Source organism: Pseudomonas sp. S36 (genome assembly GCF_016647875.1).
GTDB lineage: Bacteria > Pseudomonadota > Gammaproteobacteria > Pseudomonadales > Pseudomonadaceae > Aquipseudomonas > Aquipseudomonas parafulva.
In genome coordinates, this window is the sequence record NZ_JACVVG010000022.1 from 1 (window position 1) to 19,883 (window position 19,883).

Here is a 19,883-nt window from a genome sequence, read left to right on the forward strand (position 1 = left end):
TAGGAGCGAGCGCAGCTCGCGATGGGGCGCCCAGCGCCCCCTGCAACCTGTAACCCAACGCTGATATCGCTGGAGCTGCGTTGCAGCCCCTCTACGTACAACCCAACCCGCGAATGGCCCCATGTACCGGCCACGGGTATTGCAACTCCCACTGCCACGCATGCAGCACGATCTGCTCCAGCGCCGCATAGGCCGGCTGCCACCCCAGCACCTGCATGGCCTGGGTGGCATCGGCCACCAGGCTGGGTGGGTCGCCGGGGCGGCGGGGGGCGTCCAAGGTGGCGATGGGCCGGCCGGTGACCGTGCGCGCCGTGTCGATTACCTGTTGCACGGAGAACCCCAGGCCATTGCCCAGGTTGAATGCAGCCCGCTCACCGCCCGCCATCAGGTAATCGACGGCCAGTGCATGGGCCGCTGCCAGGTCGTTCACGTGCACGTAGTCACGGATGCAGGTGCCGTCGGGGGTGTCGTAGTCCCGGCCAAACACCGTCACGGCTTCACGCCGACCCGACGCTGCCTGCAGAATCAGCGGAATCAGGTGCGTCTCCGGCTCGTGCCGCTCGCCGAGCAGGCCTCGCGGGTCTGCGCCCGCCGCGTTGAAATAGCGCAAGCACACAGACTTCAAACCGTATGCCCGGTCGAAATCTTCCAGTATTTGCTCCACCATCCACTTGCTCAGCCCATACGGGTTGATCGGCGCCTTGGGGTGCGCTTCATTGATTGGCACCGCCTGCGGGTTGCCATACACGGCAGCGCTTGACGAAAACACCAGGTGCCTGACGCCGGCATTCACCATCGCCTGCAGCAGGGCCAGTGTTGCGGCCACGTTGTTCTGGTAGTACTTGCCGGGTGCACTCACTGACTCGCCCACTTGAATGAACGAAGCAAAGTGAAACACTGCATCAAACCGGTACATGCCGAACAGCAGGTCCAGCGCCGCCTCGTCGGCAATGTCCAGCCTGGCCCAGCAGATACCCGGGCCGGGTGATACCAGGTCGGCGACCACCACCTCATGGCCCGCCTCCAACAGGTGGCTGACCATGTGCGAGCCGATATAGCCCGAACCCCCGACCACCAGATACCTCATGCCCACCTCCGCGAAGCTGCCATTGACGCATGCAGTGAACTGCCCCAGGAACGTGCAGGTGGGTCACAGGTGACCTGAGCGTAGATGGCCATATGCCCTATTTCAAGAACAGCCAATTGGACATGTAGCTGCCATCCAGCGTGATGCGGTAACGCCCATCCTTGTAGCTGGCCGGCAGCGGCTTGAGCTGGGCCTGGGCATCCCGGGCGAACAGTTTCAGGCCGGCTGGCGCCTTGATACTCAGGTCGGCTTTGAGCGGTTCGACGTAGAAGGGCGTCTTGTCATCGGCCTTGGGTACAGCGCGGGTGCCCAGCGACAGCAGCAGACTGCGGGATTGGCCCAGAGGCGCGCCGTCCAGGCTCTGCACTGCCACGCTGGCATAAGGCGTATGGGCCTTGATCTCGATGGCACCCAAGGTGACGGTGCGCTCGCCCAGCCAACCGGTAGCCGCCTGGGTCAGTGGCGTATCGATGGTGTAGATGCCCTGTTGCCAGTTGCGCGACAGCTCCCCCGTATCACTGACCACGTGGCTGGCATCGGCTGGCAGCAACGCGTGCCCAGGGTCGACCAGCACCTGCGCATCAGCGGGCACGGCGGCAGGTTTCAGCCATGGCAGTTCTGGCGTCACCGGCAGCGCGATCTGCAACTGGCCCAGGCCCACTGCCGTGCGCAGCAATGCCGAGGTGCGTGGGGTGATTTCCTGGTGGTACAAGGTGGCAGGTGGCGGGGCGAACACGTAGTGGGTCTTGGCCAGTTGCACATCGCCGCGACGGTACAACAGGGCGGCTGCGGGCAGGGTGGCGAGCATGGCCGGGTCGTTGTAGGCATGCCAGTTGTCCGCGGTGCGCCACCCGGGGTTGAATGCCTGCTGGCTGTAGGCGTATTGCAGCATGGCGTCCCAGCCCTGGTAGCTGGCGGTACCGGCCACGTACAGCGGCATTGAATGGCGGTCGGGCAGGGGGAATGGCTCGGCATTCCACTCGGTGACGGTCAGCGGCTTGCCGACCACCTGGGCAGCCGCCAGCCAGTCGATCATGCCATCGCTGGTGAGGGGGTTCTTCTCCAGCTGGCCGCCGGCACCATAGCTGTGGGCATCGATCACATCACCCACGCTCAACGCGGGCAGGGCACTCAGCCCATTGCCACCCCAGGTGCTGGTGGTGGCAATCGGCACCCGCACCCCCAGGCCCCGCAGGTGCGCGATCATGTCGGCGTTGAAGCGCTGTTCCAGGTCATTGAGAAACAGCTTTGACGGGCCGTGCTCCCAGGCGCGCCAGGTCTGGTCCGCTGGCAGGTCGTGCTGCCTGGCAAATGCCTTGGCGGCAGCCATGTAACGCTCACTGTGCTGCGGTACGCCTTTGTCGGGCAACAGCGCGTTGCCGTAATGCTGGATAATGTCGTTTTCGTTGGTGATGAGCACGGCGGCGATGGCCGGGTCATCCTTGTAGGCAAGCCCCGTGTAGGCATTCACGTGGGTCAGGTATTGCTCGGCAAAGCGCTTCATCGCCTGCTGGATGCTGGCGTTGACGTAGGCGTAGCCCTTGAGGTCAACCCGGTCGCCGCCCTTGGCCAGCTCAGCGAAATCATCAATGCCGTCGGCTGCGGTAAGCGCCCTTTGCACATGCATGTCCAGCCAGATGTAAATGCCTTCGTCCTTCAACGCCTTGATCCACAGGTCGAGCTTGCGCAGGGCTTCGGCGTCCAGCTGGCGGGTATCACGCACACGTGTGCCATCGCCGAACACGTTGGGGCTCACCCAGGGCGAGTCGTGGTGGTGCAGGCGTACCAGGTTGAACCCCAGCGCCGACAGCCGCTTGGCTTGCTGGCGAATCTCTTCGTCAGGGCTCTTGAACAGTGAGTAGGCCGACAGGTTGGTGCCCCAGAAGCGCACCGGGGTGTTGTCCTCGAACACCAACCGCTCGCCCTCGGCCTTCAGGAAGCCGTGCTTGCCGGCAGGCTTTTCCTGGGCGTTGAGAAACGACAGGTCCACCGGGGAGGTGCGCCAGTCCAACTGGTCGTCTGGCCAGCTGGCCGGGTCTACCAGGCCAAAGCGTTCAGTGGCCGTGGGCGCCAGGGCGATGTCGCCGGTCACGTTGAGCACGGCTTTTATCTGCTGCTTGCCCGGGGCGATCGGGTCTTTGTACAGAAAAGCGCGGAGCTCGGCCGGGTTGCCCCGCTCGAAGTAGATTTTGGCCAGTGGCGGGTCGAAGCGCATTTCCACGCGCCGCCCCTTGTCTGCATTGCCCCACGACCAGCCGCTGTTGCCGGGCAACAGTTGTGGCGGGCCCATTTCGCCACTGATTTGGGCGGGGTCGAACTGGAACATGATGCCGCCCCCCATTACCCCGGCCTGGCGGCTGTGGGCGGTGAGGTCGAAGGCCCAGCCGAGGGTTTGTGGCTGTTCTCTACCGATGCTGGCCTGCAGGTCGAAGTCCAGTGCCTTGTTCTGCCCTTGCAGGCTGTACTGGTAGGGGCCGTCTACCTTGAACCCGGTCTGGAAGGCCGTCCAGCTCCAGTTCCCTGCCCAGAAGTCGAACTTGGCCGTCATCACGGGCCCGCCGCCCCGGGTCACGGTGGGCAAGCCATTGCTTTCATCGACACTCACTTGCCAGGCCGTCGCCCACCCGGCCAGTGGCAGCACGGCCAGTGCGGCCAGGGTAGAAAGGCGCAGCAGGGATCGCAGCCGGTGCGGGGTCATGGCAAGTTCCTGGGAAGGGAGGGCCTGGGGCCGGTGGCGGGGTCTGCCAGCGGCAACGCCTGGCGCTGGTGAAGCCTGCGCACCATGTGCACATAGGCCACACCAATGCCCGCGATTGACCAGTAGACGATGGGGATGAAGGTAATGCTGCTGACGGTGAAGATGATGACCAGAATGCCGACCAGCGTGGCCAGCAGCACCCGGCCCAGCTGCCTTCGCTCGTCGTCCTTGTCTTCGAAACTGCGCATGGCCTTGTAGATGCCATGCAGCACCACCGCGAAGAACGCCACGAACAGGCCCAGGCCCACCAGCCCGACCCGCAGCGCCAGGTTGATGTAGGTATTGACGATATCAATGATGCCTTCGCCCTGGATCATCGACTGCATTTCGGGCGTGTTGCGGAAATCGAACGAGCCGAACAGCGGGTTACGCTGGATGACGATCCAGGCGTTGTCCATCAGCCGTTCGCGATAGGTGATGTTTTCTTTTTCCAGGTTGCCAATGAATGGCAGCAGGTCCAGCACCTTGTCACCACCCGGTACCACGCTGAGCAAGGGCAGGGTGAGCATGCCGGCCGCTGCCAGCAGCGTCAGGCGCTTTACCGCCCCCCTGCCCAAGGCAATGAACACCGCCACGATAACCACCGCGCCAATCCACGGCCCCCGGGACAACGGCGCAAACAGCCCGGCAGCCAGCAACAGTGCGCCCATCAGCCGGTGAAGCGGGCGGCGTACGTACCCCTGCACAAACAGGAACAAGCCAATGGCTACGCTCATCACGTAACCCAGCACGATGGCCTGCCCGGTAGTGACGCTGGCACGCAATGCCCCGCCTCGGCTGAGGTAACCGGACAGGGTCCAGGGCACGCCCATGGCGTCGATCAGCGCGCTGTAGAGCAGCCAGTGCCGCACGTATTCGGCCACCGCAATGATCGCCAGCACAAATGACACCAGCACGAAGGCCAGCATCGCGTCCTTGAACTCACTGAGCTGGCGCAGCCCACGGCTGGCAACGTAGTAAGGCAGGAACACATCGATGTACAGGTACAGGGCCTGGCGCAGGGTGTCGGTGAGCGTGGTTTCGCGCAGGTACAGCCCGCCCATCAGCAGCAGGCCGGCTGCCAGCAGCCGGTCGGCCCAGGTGCGGCCAAAGCGCAGCCCATCGGGTTGACGGCGCAGTGCCAGGGCCGCCGGCAACAGCACGCACAGGGTCAATAGCCTAATGTGGTTGAGATCGACCAGGTAGTTGACCACGCCAAACCCTGGCACCTGTACCGCCGCAGGGGGGATCAGGAACAGCAGCATGTAGAACAGCGCCGTTGGGTTGTGCTCCCGGCGCCCGGCCAGGTACAGGATGACGCCCGCCGCAATGACGTACAGCCAGAAGCTCTGGGACACGAACGCCAGTACCGTCAACACGAACCACAGGTTGCGCCGGCGCTTGAAGTCGGCGGGTGGAATCAGGTCGGTGGCTGGCCGGCGAGCCAGCACGAAAACCACGGTTGCCAGAAACAGGATGACGATCAGCGCGCGTAAATGTTCAGGCATCGGCTATGTACACCTTTCCCTTGGTGGGCAACGGCTAGCAACGTGGCTAAATGAAACTATAGTGACTTTTAGCCATTCAGTCAGAGATTGAACGCATGCCGTCGATTGATGTGCCAGCCGCCGCCAGCCTGCGCTCGCGGGCCCTGCATGCCGGGTCGTGGAACCTGGTGTCGCAGGTGGCATCGCAGCTCATGCGCCTGGGTGGCAACCTGATCATGGCGCGCCTTCTGCTCCCGGAAATGTTCGGCGTGATGGTCATCGCCACCACGGTATCCGTGCTGCTGCATTTGCTGTCAGACGTGGGCCTTCGGCAGAACATCATCCAGAGCCACCGGGGCGATGACCCTGCGTTTCTCAATACCGCCTGGACCGTGCAGATCATTCGCGGCTTCACCTTGTTCGCCCTGACCTTGCTGCTGTCGCTGCTGGCCTGGCTGGCCCAGGTGGAGAACGTGTGGCCTGCCGATTCCACCTATGCGGCACCGGTACTGCCCTGGGTACTGGCAGCCACCGGCCTGTCTGCGGTCATTTGGGGTTTTCAGTCGACCAAGCTGGATGTGGCGGTGCGCACCTTCCAGCAAAAGCGCGTGGTGCTGGTAGACCTGGCTTCGCAACTGGTCGGCTTGCTGGTGATGCTGGTGCTGGGCTACCTCACCCACTCGATCTGGGCGCTGGTGATCGCCGGGCTGGTGTCGGCGCTGGTGTGGACGGTGCTGGGGCATACCGCGCTGGAAGGCCACGGCAACCGGCTGCAGTGGGACCGCAGTGCGCTGACCGAGCTGATTGTGTTTGGCCGCTGGATCCTGTTGTCATCAATGGTAGGGGTGCTGGCCATGTACGGCGACCGCATCTGGTTCGGTGCCAGCATGACGGCTGCGCAACTGGGCGTGTACTCCATCGCGGTACTGATCCTCGGTGCCGTGCAGATGGCAATCATGAAGGTGGTGGGGGCCGTGGCCCTACCCGCATTCAGTGAAGCGGCGCGTGCCGATGACCGGCCGCGCCTGAACGCCCTGTACCAGCGCTTCCGCCTGTTGGTAGACCTGCTGGTGCTGTTTGTCTGCGGTGGCTTCCTGACCGCCAGCCCACTGCTGATCGGCTGGATGTACGACGAGCGTTACAGCGAGGCTGGGCCGATGCTCGCGATTCTTTCACTCTCTTTCCTTACATTGCGCTATACATTGGCGCATCAGGTATGGATTGCCCTGGGGCTGACCAAGTACCAGGCCATGGACAACATCATCCGCCTGGTATCGCTGTGGGGGCTGCTGCCGCTGCTGCTGGCCCTGGGCGGGGTGGACTGGGCGATCTGGGGCGTCGCCCTGCATACCGCCCCCACGCTGGTGTTGATCGTGTACGTGAATTGCAAGCTGGGGATATTCAGCCTGAAACGTGAACTGGTGGTGTTGCCGATGCTGCTGGTCGGCGCCCTGTGCGGGGCATTGCTCACGGCGTTATCCGAGCGGCTGTAGTGGGGCAGGCAAGTGTAACTTTCTTGGGGACGGGTCGGGTGATCATGGGGAAGCTGACAGTGTGTGCGTCGCAAGTGGGTCGTAGGGGCTTTCTGCAGAGTTGCGTACTGTTGGGCGTGGGGGGCGCAGTGCTTGGCCCCCGGGCGGTGCTGGCGGCCAGGCCTGCCGGGCAGGCGGGCTTCGTGGTGATCAACGGCTGGGTGTTGCCCGCCCGGTATTTTCGGGACCAGCCGGCATGATTGCCGATTATCAGCAGCAGAAAACGCTGCGGGGCAGCTATGACGTGTGCATCATCGGCGCAGGCCCTGCGGGCATCACCTTGGCGCTGCGCCTGGCAACTGCCGGGCACAGCGTATTGCTGGCCGAGGGCGGCGGGCAGGAATATTCGCCCCGCTCCCAAGGGCTGTACGCCTGCTCATCCAGCGGCCTGCAACTGTATGCCGAGGAAGCCCGGCTGCGTTACCTGGGCGGTACGTCCAACCATTGGGCAGGCCGCTGCCGACCGTTCAGCCCCTCGGATTTCACGATCGCGCCCCCGGGCGACCTGCCGGGCTGGCCCATCCCCTATGGGGAAATCGAGCGTTATTTGCCGGCGGCGATGGACATTGTCGACCTGCCTGCCGGCGCGCCGTTCAAGGCCATCAATACCGGCCTGGATGGCGGTGAATTCGACCCGGACCGCTTTCTGCTCAGCCCACCCACCCGGTTTGCGCAAAAGTACGCCACGGCCCTGGAGCAGACCGAGGGCCTGGACGTGTTCCTCAACTGCAATTGCGTCGACCTGGAATTCGACAGTGCCGCTGGCCGCCTGGCGGCAGTAGTGCTGTCTGATTACGAGGGCAACCGCCAGCGCCAGGTGGCGCGCTATTTCATCCTGGCCGCGGGCGCCATTGAAAATGCCCGGCAGTTGCTCAACAGCCAGTCGCTGGCAGATGCCGGTGTGATCAGCCAGGGCGGGCTGGTAGGCGGGTGCTTCATGGAGCACCTGAACGTCGACATGGGTACCTTCATCCTCAAGCCCGGGCTGGACCAGGAAGCCCGCGAGTACTACACCACCGACACCTTCGTCGAGCAGTACAAGATCGGCAAGGGCAACGTAAGAGCCGCGCTGCTGGCTGAGGTGCAAACCTACGGCCGCACGGCCGAGGTGAAGCATTTTCTGGAAAACCTGGCCTGTGACATGGGCGTGGCCGGCAAGGTGGAGTTCGTGGCCCGCTTCAGCTGCCCGGGTGATGGGGTGATCAGCACCATGATCGAGCAGTTCCCGAGCCTGCAAAGCCGTATCTCGTTGCTGGAGCAGAAGGACGCCCTGGGCGTGGCCAAGGTCAACGTCAACTGGGTGCTCACCGCGGAGGACCGCAACACCATCAAGTGCATCGGTACCACGCTGGCCACCCAGTGGGCCGACATGGAACTGGGCTTTGTCAAACTCAACGACTACGTCTACGACACGTCAATACCGCTGAAACTCTCGCCCCACGCCCACCACATGGGCACCACCCGCATGGCCGCTTCACCCCAGCATGGGGTGGTGGACACCGATTGCAAGGTATTCGGCACCGACAACCTCTATGCGGCAGGTAGCAGCATTTTTGCCACCGGCGGTGCTTCCAACCCGACCATGCCGCTGCTGCAATTTGCCGTACGCCTGGCCGAGCACCTTGACGGGAGGATCAGCGCAGACCGCAGCGCAGCGGCGTAAAAAAGCGACAGGGCATGAGCGCGCACCGGTCAGCAACCACAAGAACGAGACCGTGGCGCTTCAGGGACTATTTGGATTGCATTGATCGCGAGGCCAGGCAGCATGATCGGATGGATACGCAGAGCCGTGACGCACTATGCGCACTCCACAGGGCGAGGACGCGCGTTCTACAAGAAATTCTGCAACCCGTCCGGGTTGGAGTGGGGGGCTTACCTGGCCCGCTGGGGTGGCTTTCATTCGGTGGGCAGTAACTTCTATGTCAACCAGGGCTGCAACATCACCGACCCCTCGTTGGTGCGCATCGGCAACAGTGTGGGGTTGTCCGACTGCACCCTGATCGGGCACGACGGGGTGGTGCTGCTGATCGAGCACCGCTACGGCAAGCACCTGGATTCGGTCGGTTTCATCGACATCAAGGACAACTGCTTCGTCGGCCACGGCGCCATCGTTATGCCCAGGGTGACCATCGGCCCGGAATCGATCGTGGCCGCAGGTGCCGTCGTGACCAAGGACGTGCCGCCCGGCACGGTGTATGGCGGTAACCCGGCCACTTTTATCTGCACCACCGACGCGCTCATCAAACGGGTGGAAGCCCGCTGTGAGGCCTACCCCTGGATCGACATCGTCAAGCAGCGCAACGGCGCCTACGACCCAGAGGTCGAGCCACTGCTGATGGCGCAGCGGCGCCAGTACTTCTTCGGGGACAGCGACAATGGCTAAGCCCGTGGATGTGCTGGTGGTCAATTTCAACACTGGCGCTTTGCTGCAGCCCATGTTCGACGCTTTGCGGCAGGCCGGCAGTGATGACCTGGCCCGTTACCTGGTGGTCGACAATGCGTCGGCCGACGACTCCGTACGACGCCTGGCCGAAGTCTGCCCCGGCGCTGTAGTGCTGGCCAACCAACAGAACGTAGGGTTCGGCCGCGCCAACAATCAGCTGTTGGCGCATCTGCAGGGCCGCTATGCGTTGCTGCTCAATACCGATGCGTTCGTGGCCGCCGACACCCTGCGCAAAACCTTGGCGTACATGGAAAGCGACCCCCAATGTGGGGTGCTCGGCGTCAGGCTGGAAGGGCGTGATGGCGACTTGCAGCCAAGCTGCCGGTACTTTCCCACCCCGTTGAATGTGTTTGCAGGGCGCACAGGGTTGGGGCGGTTTTTCCCTGGGCTGAAAATGGTCGACGAGATGGGCTGGGACCATGCCTCGGTACGCGAATGCGACTGGCTGCCAGGCTGCTTCTACCTGGTACGCCGTGAAGTGCTGGACCAGGTGGGCCTGTTCGACCCAAGGTTCTTCCTCTATTACGAAGAGGTGGACCACTGCAAGCGGGTCAAGGCGGCGGGGTGGAAGGTGGTGTTCTACCCCGACACCACGGTGGTGCACATCGGTGGCGAAAGCTCCAAGTCGGTAGCTGAACTGGAGGCGGCCAGCCGGCAGATCTCTGCTTACCAGATCGAAAGCGAGCTGCTGTACTTTCGCAAACACCACGGCATTGCCGGCCTGGCCTTGCACATGCTGCTGGTCAGCCTGGGCGACCTGGTGCTGGCGCTCAAGGCCTTGCTCAAGCGCCGGGGGCGGGCTGCAGTGCTGGCCTGCTGGCAACACAGCAAGGCGACGTGGTCATTGCTGCTCAAAACCCGCTGCGCCACCCAACCCACGAGGTAGTACGCGCCATGTTCGAGAATATTCGTGCCGACCTGCGGGCCCATGGGGGCGATTGGGGCGCCCAGGGGTTCTGGGTGCTGCTGGTGTACCGCTTCGGGCGCTGGCGCTACGGGGTGCGCCCGGCCTTGTTGCGCAAGCTGTTTTCGTTCATCTACAAAGTGCTGTTCAAGTTCGTGCAGATCATCACCGGCGTCGAGTTGCCCTGCGAAGCGGTGATCGGCCGCAATTTCGTCATCGACCACTTTGGCGGCATCGTCGTCAGTGGCTATGCGCGCTTCGGTGACAATTGCCGTATCCGCAATGGCGTGGTCGTGGGGCTGAAACGGGTGGACAGGCCGGTGGCGCCGGTATTCGGCGACAACGTGGATATCGGCACCGGGGCCAAGGTGCTGGGGGATATCCGTATCGGTAACAACGTGGTGATTGGGGCCAATGCCGTGGTGCTGGTGGATGTGCCGGACGACTGCATTGCGGTGGGGGTACCTGCCACGGTCAAGGCCAGGCGCACAGCCGGTGCGGAGGCTGTCGAGTGAGCGTTACGCCCGAGCTTGGCGTGGTGGTGATTGGCCGCAACGAAGGCCAGCGACTGGCGCGCTGCCTTCAGTCCCTGGCTGAGCGCACCGACAGCGTGGTGTACGTGGACTCCGGCTCCACGGATGGCTCCGTGGCACTGGCGCAAAGCCTGGGTGTTCAGGTGCTCGCGCTGGACCTGCGCATCCCCTTTACCGCTGCCCGCGCCCGCAATGAAGGCTTTGCAGCCCTGCTGCGGTCAGTGCCGGGCTTGCACTGGGTGCAATTCGTTGACGGCGATTGCGAGGTGGCCCCGCGCTGGCTGGCTACCGCCCAGGCCTATTTGCAGCAGCACGCCGATGTAGCCGTGGTGTGCGGGCGCCGCCGCGAGCGCTTTGCCCGGCAAACGCCTTACAACCTGCTTTGCGACATGGAGTGGGACACCCCGGTGGGCGAGGCGAGGGCCTGCGGTGGCGATGCATTGATGCGGGTACAGGCCTTTGACGCCGTCGGTGGCTTTCGCCCAGGCCTGATTGCGGGCGAGGAGCCTGAGTTGTGCGTACGCCTGCGGGCCGCAGGCTGGAAGGTCTGGCGCCTGGACGCCGAGATGACCCTGCACGACGCGGCCATGACCCGTTTCAGCCAGTGGTGGCGGCGCTCCCAGCGGGCCGGCTTTGCCTATGCCGAAGGCGCGCAACTGCACGGTGCGCCCCCTGAGCGGCATTGGGTGCAGGAGTCACGCCGGGCATGGCTGTGGGGCCTGGGCGTACCCTTGGTGGTGGTGCTGGCCTGCCTGGCGCTGGGCGCCTGGGGGTTGCTGCTGCTGGCTGTGTACCCGCTGCAGGTCGTGCGCCTGGCCCGTCGTGGTCAGCGCACCCCCAAGGAAAACTGGCTGCAGGCGGTGTTTCTGGTCATTGGCAAGTTTCCGGAAATGCTGGGGCAGCTGAAATTTTGGCGCCAGCGCCTGCTGGCCGGCAAATCGACGTTGATCGAGTACAAGTGAGAGCCCACCCATGATGCTCGGCACCCTCGTCAGAAGCGTATCCAGCCTGCAACCGGGTTACTCGTTGCGGGCATTGAACAGCAAGCGCCGGCTGGTGCAGCAGATGCTCATCCACCGCCACGACCTGGGCCGGTTCATGCAACGCATGCAGGCGGCGTTGGGGCCTGATTGCTGGCAGCGGTTGGGCATGGACGGCATAGGCGTCGTGCAATGGCCGTACATCAGCCGGGGCTGGGCGGCGCCGCGCCGGCTGGAGGCGGTGGCTGCGCATTTTGAAGTGGTGGCTGGCCAATTTCCGTACCTGCTTGTGGAGGGCCGGGATCAGTCCATTGTGCTGTATGACCTTTCTGCCCACGCTGCGGGTTGCAGCCTGGTACTGGACCGCCCAGTCTGGTTCAAGCGCGAGGGCGAGCTGGTGCTGAACCTGTTCCAAGGTGACCTGCGGGTCGCTTCGCTGGCGTTCACTCTTAGCCGCAGCGAAGGGCCGCTGGTGATGTTCGTCGGTGCCGTGCAGGGCATCCACAGGGGTATCGACAGCGACACCTCGCTGGCCATCTACCGCGACCTGACCAAGGATTTCGAAGGCCTGCGCCCCCGCAGCCTGCTGCTGGAGGCGCTCAAATGCCTGGCCCGGTGCCTGGGCGTGGCGGAAATCAACGCCGTGAGCGACGCCTACCGCCACCATCGGCACGCCTATTTCGGCCATGACGAGGGCAAGCCCCTGGCAGCGGACTATGACGTTATCTGGCAGGAGAGCGGCGGCATGGCGTCGCACCGTGAAGGCTTCTTCGCCATACCCTTGGTGGCCGCACAGCGCGCCGAGGCGGACATCCCGGCCAAAAAGCGTGCTATGTACCGGCGCCGGCATGCGCTGTTGCTGGAGGTTTTCGCAGGTTTGCAGGGGGCATTGGCGGGCGCGGGTGGCAACCATGAACTACAAGGTAAACAGGGGGATGCATGCGTTGAGCGTGTATCGGCAGTGGGCAGACCGCCGGTGATCGACAGCCAGGAACAGGGCTGACACAGGCGCTAGGCCATCAAGCGGGTTTGGATCTGGATTCGTATGCGTATCGCCTACTTCATCAATCAGTACCCGAAGGTGAGCCACAGTTTCATCCGCCGCGAGATCCTGGCGCTGGAGCGCCTGGGTGTGCAGGTGCAGCGTCTGGCGCTGCGGGGTTGGGATGCCGAGGTGCAGGACGCCGACGATGCCAGTGAAAAGCTCAAGACCCGTTATGTGCTGCAAGGCGGCTTGCGTGCATTGATCGCACCCACCTGGCACGTGCTGCGCCATCAACCCCGGCGGTTTCTTCAGGCACTGCGCCTGGCCTTGGGCATGGGCCGCCGGGCCGACCGGGCCTGGCCCTACCATGTGATCTACCTGGCCGAGGCCTGCCAGTTGCTGCAGTGGTTGCAGGCCAGTGGGTCCAGCCATGTGCATGCCCATTTCGGCACCAATTCGGCTGAGGTGGTGATGCTGGCCAACGCACTGGGTGGCCCTGCGTACAGCTTTACCGTGCACGGGCCTGAAGAGTTCGATAAACCGCAGTTCCTGCACCTGGGTGAAAAGGCCCGACGCGCCGCGTTCGTGGCAGCCGTCAGCGCCTATGGGCGCAGCCAGTTGTACCGTTGGGTGGCCCACGAGCACTGGCCCCGGATAAAAGTGGTGCATTGTGGCCTTGAGCAGGCCTTTCATGCGGTACCGGCTGTAGCGGTGCCCGCTGCGCCCAGGCTGGTGTGCGTGGGGCGCTTGTGCGAACAGAAGGGGCAGTTGCTGTTGCTGGAGGCGGCGCGCAGGCTCGCCGCCGAGGCGACGGCGTTCGAGCTGGTGCTGGCAGGTGACGGCGAGATGCGCGGGGAGATCGAGCGGCTGATTGACCGCTACGGGCTGGAGCGCCACGTGCGGATTACAGGGTGGATCAGCAGTGCACAGGTGCGTGAAGAAATCCTCGCAGCACGCGCGCTGGTTTTACCCAGCTTTGCCGAGGGCCTGCCCGTGGTCATCATGGAGGCCATGGCCTTGCGCCGGCCGGTACTCACTACCTATGTAGCGGGCATCCCCGAACTGGTACGCCCTGGTGAAAATGGCTGGCTGGTGCCGGCTGGCGATGTGGAGCAACTGACCGAAGCCATGGCTGACTGCCTGGCGCAACCGGTGCAGAACCTGCAGCACATGGGCGACGCGGCTTACCACCGTGTACTGCAACGCCATGACATCGATACCGAGGCGGCCCGGCTGGCCGGTTATTTCAAGGCAGACGCATGATTAGTGTATTGGGTGGGTTGCTGGGTGTGCTGGCGTTGATCGCCCTGGTGCCGGTGCTGGTGCTTTTGCTGCAGGTGGTGCTGGCTTGCCTGCCCGCGCGCCGGCAACGGCCGATGGCCGGTGGTGCAAGGCCGCGGGTGGCGGTACTGGTGCCCGCCCATGACGAGGCGTCGATCATCGCCACTACCCTGGCCAGCATCACCCCCCAACTGCTGGCCGGCGACCGCTTGCTGGTGGTGGCGGACAACTGCACCGATGACACCGCACGGCTGGCGGGCGTTGCCGGCGCTGAGGTGGTCGAGCGCCAGGACCCACGGTTGCGTGGCAAGGGCTATGCGCTGGACTTCGGCCTGCGCCACCTGGCCAGCCAGGCCCCGGACGTGGTGATTGTGGTGGATGCCGACTGCGTGGTGGGCGAGGGCGCCATCGAGCGCCTGGCGCGCCGTTGCGTTGAGGCGGGCAGGCCGGTGCAGGGGCTGTACCTGATGCGCGCACCGGCAGGTGCCGGGGCGAAAGTGCAGGTCGCCGAATTTGCCTGGCGGGTAAAAAACCTGGTGCGCCCACGGGGTTGGGCCCGCCTGGGGTTGCCGTGCCAGCTGATGGGGGCTGGCATGGCGTTCCGTTGGCAGGACCTGGCGGGGGTCGACCTGGCCAACGGCCACTTGGTCGAAGACATAAAACTCGGGCTGGACCTGTGCCAGCAGGGCAAGCCCCCGCTCTTTTGCCCCGAGGCGTTGGTGACCAGCCAGTTTCCGGTGAGCCAGCAGGGCCTCAACAGCCAGCGCACCCGTTGGGAGCATGGCCACTTGGGCCTGATTCTGGCCGATGCCCCAAGGCGGGCCATGGCCGCGGTGCAGCAACGCAACGGTGACCTGGCAGCCCTGACCCTGGACCTGCTGGTACCACCTTTAGCGCTGCTGGTGCTGGCCTTGCTCGGGCTGAATCTGCTGACCTGGCTGGCCTACGCCGTGCTGGGCCTGGCAACGCCAGCCTGGCTAGCCCTTTGGGCGCTTGTGTTGCTGGCACTTGCTGTTGGCCTGGCCTGGTTGCGCTTCTGCCGGGAGGTCATTCCGTTCTCGGTGCTGCTGTACGCGCCTTTTTATGCCGCCCGCAAGATCCCGCTGTACCTGGGCTTTCTGATCAAGCGCCAGGTCGAGTGGGTGCGCTCCAAACGGGATGACGATTGATGCCTCGACGACTTTGGCGGCAGCGCTGGCAACGCATCATCGATCAGCTGCAGGTTGTGCAGAACAATGACGCAGCCCAGGGGCTGCTTGCGCAGCTCGCTGCCCCCACTGCGCCTACCGTACTGGGGTTCGTCAACGCCCATGCCATGAACCTGGTAGTGCGCGACAGCGCCTACTGCCAGGCGCTGCTGTCGGCAGGCGTGCTGCTGCGCGACGGTTCGGGCATGGCCATTCTGTACCGCAGGCTGGGGCTGGCGCCGGGCCTGAACATGAACGGCACCGACTTCATCCCCAGGCTGCTGGGGGCGTACCGTGGCCGCCGTGTGGCGTTCTGGGGCACGCGCCAGCCCTACCTGGGCCAGGCCGCGCAGCGCGGCGCGGCTACCTTTGGGGTACAGCCGGTGTCGGTGCACGATGGGTTCGCCGCCATCGACACCTACCTGGAACTGGCCGGCAAGCACCGGCCCGACCTGATCGTGCTGGGCATGGGCATGCCACGGCAGGAAGCCGTGGCGGCAGCGCTGGCCGAAAGCGGCCAACCGTGCCTGATCATCTGTGGCGGGGCGATTCTGGATTTTCTGGGGGGCAAGGTCAGCCGTGCGCCGGGCTGGCTGCGGCGCTTCGGGCTGGAGTGGTTGTACCGCCTGGTGCGCGAACCCAAGCGCCTGTTCATGCGCTATGTGGCCGGTAACCCGCTGTTTCTGCTACGCACCCTGCTGTTCAGCAGCCGCTCGCCATGATGCTACAGTGAGATCAATGCATCGGCGCTTCACCCGCTTCGCTTACGCTGTTTTCAGGTTGGCTGTTTGATCGCTGGCAGTTGCCAGGCACCCACCGAAGAGGTCTGAAATGGTTTTCGAACCCCGAAGCAGCCGTTCGTTGCTTCAGCGCAGAAGCAGTGTGAGCAACGCCATTCAGGCGGGCCTGGACGGCATCGCCGTCACCGGGATCGCCTGGTACCTGATCTACGACCAGTTTGGCTACATCACCTCCGACTACGTGATCATGCTGCTGTTGCTGATCGGTGCCCTGGCGGTCATCTATGACCATTACGCCATCTACCGCACCAATGTCAGCTTGTCGATCAAGGCGTTTCGCTTGTTCAAGGCCTGGTCGGCCACCTTCTGCTTCCTGGTGGTGATGGCGTTTCTGACCAAGCAGAGCGAAACCTATTCCCGGCTGTTGGTGGTGCAGCTGTTCATTATTGGCTACATCGCCCAGCTTTTTATGCACATCGCCGTGCGCGAGTTGCAAAAACGGTTCACGGCCCACGCCCGCCTGGAAAATGCCCTGATCATCGGTGAGGGTGACCTGGCCAATTTCCTCTACCAGAAAATCAGCAACAACCCATGGTTCGGCGAACGGGTGCTGGGCTGCGTGCTGCTGGGCCCGGCCCCTGCCGACGCGCCAGAGGCCGCCGAGGCCAAGCAACGCCTGCCAGTGCTTGGGCATATCGGCGAGCTGGACGACATCGTTGCCCGCCATGCCATCCGCACCGTCTACCTGGTGACCCCCCTGGGCGGTTCCGAGGTGATCAACCAGGTGTATTTCAAGTTGCTGGACAAATGCATCGCCGTGAACTGGGTGCCCGATATCTTCTCGCTGCGCCTGATCAACCACAGCGTGCGAGAAATCGCCGGCATCCCGGTGCTCACCCTTTCCGAAACCCCGCTCACCGGCATGAGCCTGTTCCTGAAAAACCTGGAAGACAAAGTGCTCGCTGCGCTGATTCTGCTATGTGCTTCACCGGTGCTGCTGGCGGTGGCCCTGGCGATCAAACTCGACAGCCCGGGCCCGGTGTTCTTCCGCCAGGAGCGCACGGGTTGGACCGGTGAGTCGTTCCGTATCTGGAAATTTCGCAGCATGCACGTGCACCAACCGGATGGCGGGGAGATCAAGCAGGCGCAGAAGCACGACCCCCGGCTGACCAAGGTGGGCGCGTTCATCCGCCGCACCAGCCTCGACGAGCTGCCCCAGCTATTCAACGTGCTGACCGGCGAGATGTCGCTGGTGGGCCCCAGGCCCCACGCCCTGCAGCATGACACCCTGTATTCGCAGGACATCGTCGACTACTTCGCCCGCCACAACATCAAGCCCGGCATGACTGGCCTGGCTCAGGTACGCGGCTTCCGGGGGGAGACCAAGGACATCGAGCAGATGATCCAGCGCGTGGACTCGGACATCGAATACATCAACAACTGGTCGCTGTGGCTCGACTTCGTGATCCTGGTGCGCACCCTCAACGCTTTTACCGGCAAGCACGCCTATTGAGTGGGCGTCGGGCCCTGGCCCAGCGGGTGCAACTCGCGAAAACTGTGGGCCTCGGCCACCAGCCAGTCATGCACGGCCCGCGCGCCGGGTTGGTTCAGGCCGCCAGGCGGGTAGTGCACCACATAGCGCTTGTGGTTGGCGATGGCCACGCCAAACGGCACGATCAGCGCGCCACGTTCCAGCTCGTCATTGAGCAGTGTCCGCCGGGCAATGGCTACGCCCAGGCCGGCAATGGCCGCCTCGATGGTGAGGTGGTTGCGGTTGAAGGTGTGCCCGCGGCGCACATCCTGCGCGGCGGCGCCGATACCCTCCAGGTAGAACTCCCATTCTGCATACTCCGAGCTGCCCCGCCAGGCGGTGATGTCGTGCAGCAGCGGGTAGTGCACCAGGTCGGCCGGCCCGTGCAGGGGCGGGCGGCCACGCAGCAGGCCGGGGGAGCAGACCGGGAAGATCTGCTCGGCCAGCAGCGGGGTAGAAAGCATGCCGGGGTAACTGCCATCGTTCAGGTCGATGGCCAGGTCGAAGTCCCCCGGGGTCAGGGCCTGGGCACTGTCTTCAGCCACCAGTCGGAGTTCGATGTCCGGGTAGCGTTGCTGGAAGCGCGGCAGGCGCGGGGTCAGCCATTTGGCCAAAAATGACGGGATCGAGCGCACCCGCACAGTCCCGCGGATTTCACCCGCGTCCAGGCGCAGCAGTTCGGCTTCGATGCTGCCATAGGCCTCAGCCACGGTTTGTGCCAGGCGCTGGCCCTCCGCGCTGAGCTCCACGCCACGCGCCCGGCGCACGAACAGGCGATACCCCAGGCGTTCTTCCAACTGGCGCATCTGCTGGCTGACGGCCCCGGGGGTGATGTGCAGCTCCTCGGCGCAACGGGTGAATGACAGGTGCCGCGCCGCGCAGGCGAAGACATGCAGCCAGACAAACGATTGGCCAGTGAGTTGATGTCGCATTGTTTAGCCCTGCTAAAGCCTTGCTTAGGAAGTATCGTTGGTCATTCCAGAGGATGAGGGCCAGTATTGCCGATAACAGGCGCTAGCGCCCACTTTCTTCGCATATCTGTTGCATGCCACAAGGCATCCAGCGGTCAGGTTTTAGCATGGCTATCAGTGTTTTCGACCTCTTCAAAATCGGCATAGGCCCCTCCAGCTCACACACGGTGGGCCCGATGCGCGCTGCGGCAACCTTCGCCCAGGCGTTGCGCGAGCAAGGCCTGCTGGCCCGCGCCCAGCGTGTCGAAGTGCGTCTGTACGGTTCGTTGTCGGCAACCGGGGTAGGGCATGCCACTGACCGGGCGTGCCTGCTGGGTTTGATGGGCCAATGGCCTGATCGCATCGACCCGGCCACCATCGACTCGCGCATCGGCCAGGTGTTGCAGGAGCGTTGCCTGATGCTCGATGGCAGCCAGCCGCTGACCTTCGACTATGCGCAAGACATGCTGCTGCTGGACGAAGACCTGCCGTACCACCCCAATGCCATGCGTCTCGAAGCCTTCGACAGCGGCGCCAGCCTGCTCAGCCAGACCTATTACTCGGTCGGCGGCGGCTTCATCGTCGAGCAGGCAGAAATCGACCAGCCGGCTGGCGACAGCCAGGCGGTGGCCCTGCCGTACGAATTCGACAGCGCCGAGCAGTTGCTGAGCCTGTGCAAGGTTCACGGCTTGAGCGTGGCCCAGCTGATGATGGCCAACGAATGTGCCTGGCGGCCTGAGGCAGGCGTGCGCGAAGGCCTGCTGCGGATCTGGGCGGCCATGCGTGAGTGCGTGAACAATGGCTTGCGCAATGAAGGCATCCTGCCGGGCGGGCTGCATGTGAAGCGCCGTGCGGCAAAGTTGCACCGCAGCCTTCAGGAACTGGGCAAGCCCAACGTGATCGGCTCTACCCTCAGCGCCATGGAGTGGGTCAACCTGTTCGCCCTGGCGGTCAACGAAGAAAACGCCGCCGGCGGGCGCATGGTCACGGCGCCCACCAACGGTGCTGCGGGTATCATCCCCGCCGTGCTGCACTACTACATGAAGTTCAACCCCACGTCCTCTGATGCCGATGTGGTGGACTTCCTGCTGGCCGCGGCAGCGGTGGGCATCCTGTGCAAGAAGAACGCCTCTATTTCCGGTGCGGAAGTGGGTTGCCAGGGAGAGGTGGGTTCAGCCTGTTCGATGGCTGCCGCCGGCCTGGCGCAGGTGCTGGGGGCAACGCCGCCGCAGCTGGAAAACGCAGCGGAAATTGCCTTGGAGCATAACCTGGGCCTTACGTGCGACCCGGTGGGCGGCCTGGTGCAGGTGCCGTGCATCGAGCGCAACGCCATTGCAGCGGTGAAGGCGATCAACGCCGTGCAGATGGCCTTGCGCGGCGACGGTGAGCATTTCATCTCGCTGGACCGGGTGATTCGCACCATGCGTGACACCGGGGCAGACATGCACGCCAATTACAAGGAAACGTCCCGGGGGGGCCTGGCCGTCGCCTTTGTGGAGTGCTGAT

Annotated in this window: 16 protein-coding genes; 12 read left to right on the forward strand and 4 right to left on the reverse strand. The window is 64.1% G+C overall.

From position 1 onward, the window contains the following. Window positions 1–91: 91 nt before the first annotated feature. The 3 genes from galE to IAE36_RS14060 all read right to left on the reverse strand — a co-directional run bounded on the left by galE (window position 92) and on the right by IAE36_RS14060 (window position 5,332). Entirely contained in the window at window positions 92–1,087 is a 996-nt protein-coding gene (galE, locus tag IAE36_RS14050) for a UDP-glucose 4-epimerase GalE (protein WP_201212995.1), read from the reverse strand. A 97-nt stretch (window positions 1,088–1,184) separates the two neighbouring features. Further along, the gene (locus IAE36_RS14055) at window positions 1,185–3,785 is read right to left on the reverse strand and encodes a cellulase family glycosylhydrolase (RefSeq protein WP_201212996.1); all 2,601 of its coding nucleotides are present in this window, start codon (window positions 3,783–3,785) and stop codon (window positions 1,185–1,187) included. Further along, window positions 3,782–5,332, reverse strand: coding sequence for an O-antigen ligase family protein (locus IAE36_RS14060; protein WP_201212997.1), 1,551 nt, complete (start codon window positions 5,330–5,332; stop codon window positions 3,782–3,784). The genes IAE36_RS14055 and IAE36_RS14060 overlap by 4 nt, the downstream gene beginning before the upstream one ends. A 95-nt stretch (window positions 5,333–5,427) precedes the next feature. Here IAE36_RS14060 and IAE36_RS14065 point away from each other — a divergent pair, with 95 nt between their 5' ends. From IAE36_RS14065 to IAE36_RS14115, 11 genes are all read left to right on the forward strand, one after another. After that, complete coding sequence (locus IAE36_RS14065; RefSeq protein ID WP_201212998.1) at window positions 5,428–6,804, forward strand: oligosaccharide flippase family protein; 1,377 nt, start codon at window positions 5,428–5,430, stop codon at window positions 6,802–6,804. Between the two features lie 235 nt (window positions 6,805–7,039). Beyond that, window positions 7,040–8,506 carry an FAD-dependent oxidoreductase gene (locus tag IAE36_RS14070; protein ID WP_201213000.1) on the forward strand — a complete coding sequence of 489 codons (1,467 nt, stop codon included), beginning with the start codon at window positions 7,040–7,042 and terminating at the stop codon, window positions 8,504–8,506. 102 nt (window positions 8,507–8,608) lie between these two features. Further along, window positions 8,609–9,226, forward strand: coding sequence for an acyltransferase (locus IAE36_RS14075; protein WP_201213002.1), 618 nt, complete (start codon window positions 8,609–8,611; stop codon window positions 9,224–9,226). Next, entirely contained in the window at window positions 9,219–10,172 is a 954-nt protein-coding gene (locus IAE36_RS14080; RefSeq protein ID WP_201213004.1) for a glycosyltransferase family 2 protein, read from the forward strand. Before IAE36_RS14075 ends, IAE36_RS14080 begins: the two co-directional genes overlap by 8 nt. Before the next feature lie 8 nt (window positions 10,173–10,180). After that, window positions 10,181–10,705, forward strand: a complete 525-nt coding sequence (locus IAE36_RS14085; RefSeq protein ID WP_201213005.1) for a serine O-acetyltransferase — start codon at window positions 10,181–10,183, stop codon at window positions 10,703–10,705. Beyond that, entirely contained in the window at window positions 10,702–11,685 is a 984-nt protein-coding gene (locus IAE36_RS14090) for a glycosyltransferase family 2 protein (protein WP_328822866.1), read from the forward strand. Before IAE36_RS14085 ends, IAE36_RS14090 begins: the two co-directional genes overlap by 4 nt. Window positions 11,686–11,695: 10 nt before the next feature. Continuing rightward, on the forward strand, window positions 11,696–12,706 hold the full coding sequence (locus IAE36_RS14095) for a DUF535 family protein (RefSeq protein ID WP_201213006.1): 1,011 nt from the start codon (window positions 11,696–11,698) through the stop codon (window positions 12,704–12,706). Between the two features lie 42 nt (window positions 12,707–12,748). Continuing rightward, window positions 12,749–13,951 carry a glycosyltransferase family 4 protein gene (locus tag IAE36_RS14100; protein WP_201213007.1) on the forward strand — a complete coding sequence of 401 codons (1,203 nt, stop codon included), beginning with the start codon at window positions 12,749–12,751 and terminating at the stop codon, window positions 13,949–13,951. Beyond that, complete coding sequence (locus IAE36_RS14105) at window positions 13,948–15,138, forward strand: glycosyltransferase family 2 protein (protein WP_201213008.1); 1,191 nt, start codon at window positions 13,948–13,950, stop codon at window positions 15,136–15,138. The genes IAE36_RS14100 and IAE36_RS14105 overlap by 4 nt, the downstream gene beginning before the upstream one ends. Beyond that, window positions 15,138–15,878: a WecB/TagA/CpsF family glycosyltransferase gene (locus IAE36_RS14110; RefSeq protein ID WP_201213009.1), complete on the forward strand. Its 741-nt coding sequence runs from the start codon at window positions 15,138–15,140 to the stop codon at window positions 15,876–15,878. The genes IAE36_RS14105 and IAE36_RS14110 overlap by 1 nt, the downstream gene beginning before the upstream one ends. Before the next feature lie 109 nt (window positions 15,879–15,987). After that, window positions 15,988–17,409 carry an undecaprenyl-phosphate glucose phosphotransferase gene (locus IAE36_RS14115; protein ID WP_028634068.1) on the forward strand — a complete coding sequence of 474 codons (1,422 nt, stop codon included), beginning with the start codon at window positions 15,988–15,990 and terminating at the stop codon, window positions 17,407–17,409. Here the strand turns inward: IAE36_RS14115 and IAE36_RS14120 are convergent. Beyond that, a complete protein-coding gene (locus IAE36_RS14120) occupies window positions 17,403–18,359 on the reverse strand; it encodes a LysR substrate-binding domain-containing protein (protein ID WP_201164161.1) in 957 nt (318 codons plus the stop codon). The two genes, IAE36_RS14115 and IAE36_RS14120, sit on opposite strands and share 7 nt — an antisense overlap. Window positions 18,360–18,505: 146 nt before the next feature. On the opposite strand from IAE36_RS14120, the gene IAE36_RS14125 reads away from it, so the two are divergent. After that, entirely contained in the window at window positions 18,506–19,882 is a 1,377-nt protein-coding gene (locus tag IAE36_RS14125) for an L-serine ammonia-lyase (RefSeq protein ID WP_201213011.1), read from the forward strand. Window position 19,883: the final 1 nt, after the last annotated feature.

Bases quoted from the DNA above. Each gene is read 5' to 3' on its own strand.
- IAE36_RS14055 (WP_201212996.1), bottom strand. From the start codon at position 3,785: ATGACCCCGCACCGGCTGCGATCCCTGCTGCGCCTTTCTACCCTGGCC.
- IAE36_RS14080 (WP_201213004.1), top strand. From the start codon at position 9,219: ATGGCTAAGCCCGTGGATGTGCTGGTGGTCAATTTCAACACTGGCGCT.
- IAE36_RS14115 (WP_028634068.1), top strand. From the start codon at position 15,988: ATGGTTTTCGAACCCCGAAGCAGCCGTTCGTTGCTTCAGCGCAGAAGC.
- IAE36_RS14075 (WP_201213002.1), top strand. From the start codon at position 8,609: ATGATCGGATGGATACGCAGAGCCGTGACGCACTATGCGCACTCCACA.
- IAE36_RS14125 (WP_201213011.1), top strand. From the start codon at position 18,506: ATGGCTATCAGTGTTTTCGACCTCTTCAAAATCGGCATAGGCCCCTCC.
- IAE36_RS14105 (WP_201213008.1), top strand. From the start codon at position 13,948: ATGATTAGTGTATTGGGTGGGTTGCTGGGTGTGCTGGCGTTGATCGCC.
- galE (WP_201212995.1), bottom strand. From the start codon at position 1,087: ATGAGGTATCTGGTGGTCGGGGGTTCGGGCTATATCGGCTCGCACATG.
- IAE36_RS14065 (WP_201212998.1), top strand. From the start codon at position 5,428: ATGCCGTCGATTGATGTGCCAGCCGCCGCCAGCCTGCGCTCGCGGGCC.
- IAE36_RS14100 (WP_201213007.1), top strand. From the start codon at position 12,749: ATGCGTATCGCCTACTTCATCAATCAGTACCCGAAGGTGAGCCACAGT.
- IAE36_RS14085 (WP_201213005.1), top strand. From the start codon at position 10,181: ATGTTCGAGAATATTCGTGCCGACCTGCGGGCCCATGGGGGCGATTGG.
- IAE36_RS14060 (WP_201212997.1), bottom strand. From the start codon at position 5,332: ATGCCTGAACATTTACGCGCGCTGATCGTCATCCTGTTTCTGGCAACC.
- IAE36_RS14110 (WP_201213009.1), top strand. From the start codon at position 15,138: ATGCCTCGACGACTTTGGCGGCAGCGCTGGCAACGCATCATCGATCAG.
- IAE36_RS14120 (WP_201164161.1), bottom strand. From the start codon at position 18,359: ATGCGACATCAACTCACTGGCCAATCGTTTGTCTGGCTGCATGTCTTC.
- IAE36_RS14095 (WP_201213006.1), top strand. From the start codon at position 11,696: ATGATGCTCGGCACCCTCGTCAGAAGCGTATCCAGCCTGCAACCGGGT.
- IAE36_RS14070 (WP_201213000.1), top strand. From the start codon at position 7,040: ATGATTGCCGATTATCAGCAGCAGAAAACGCTGCGGGGCAGCTATGAC.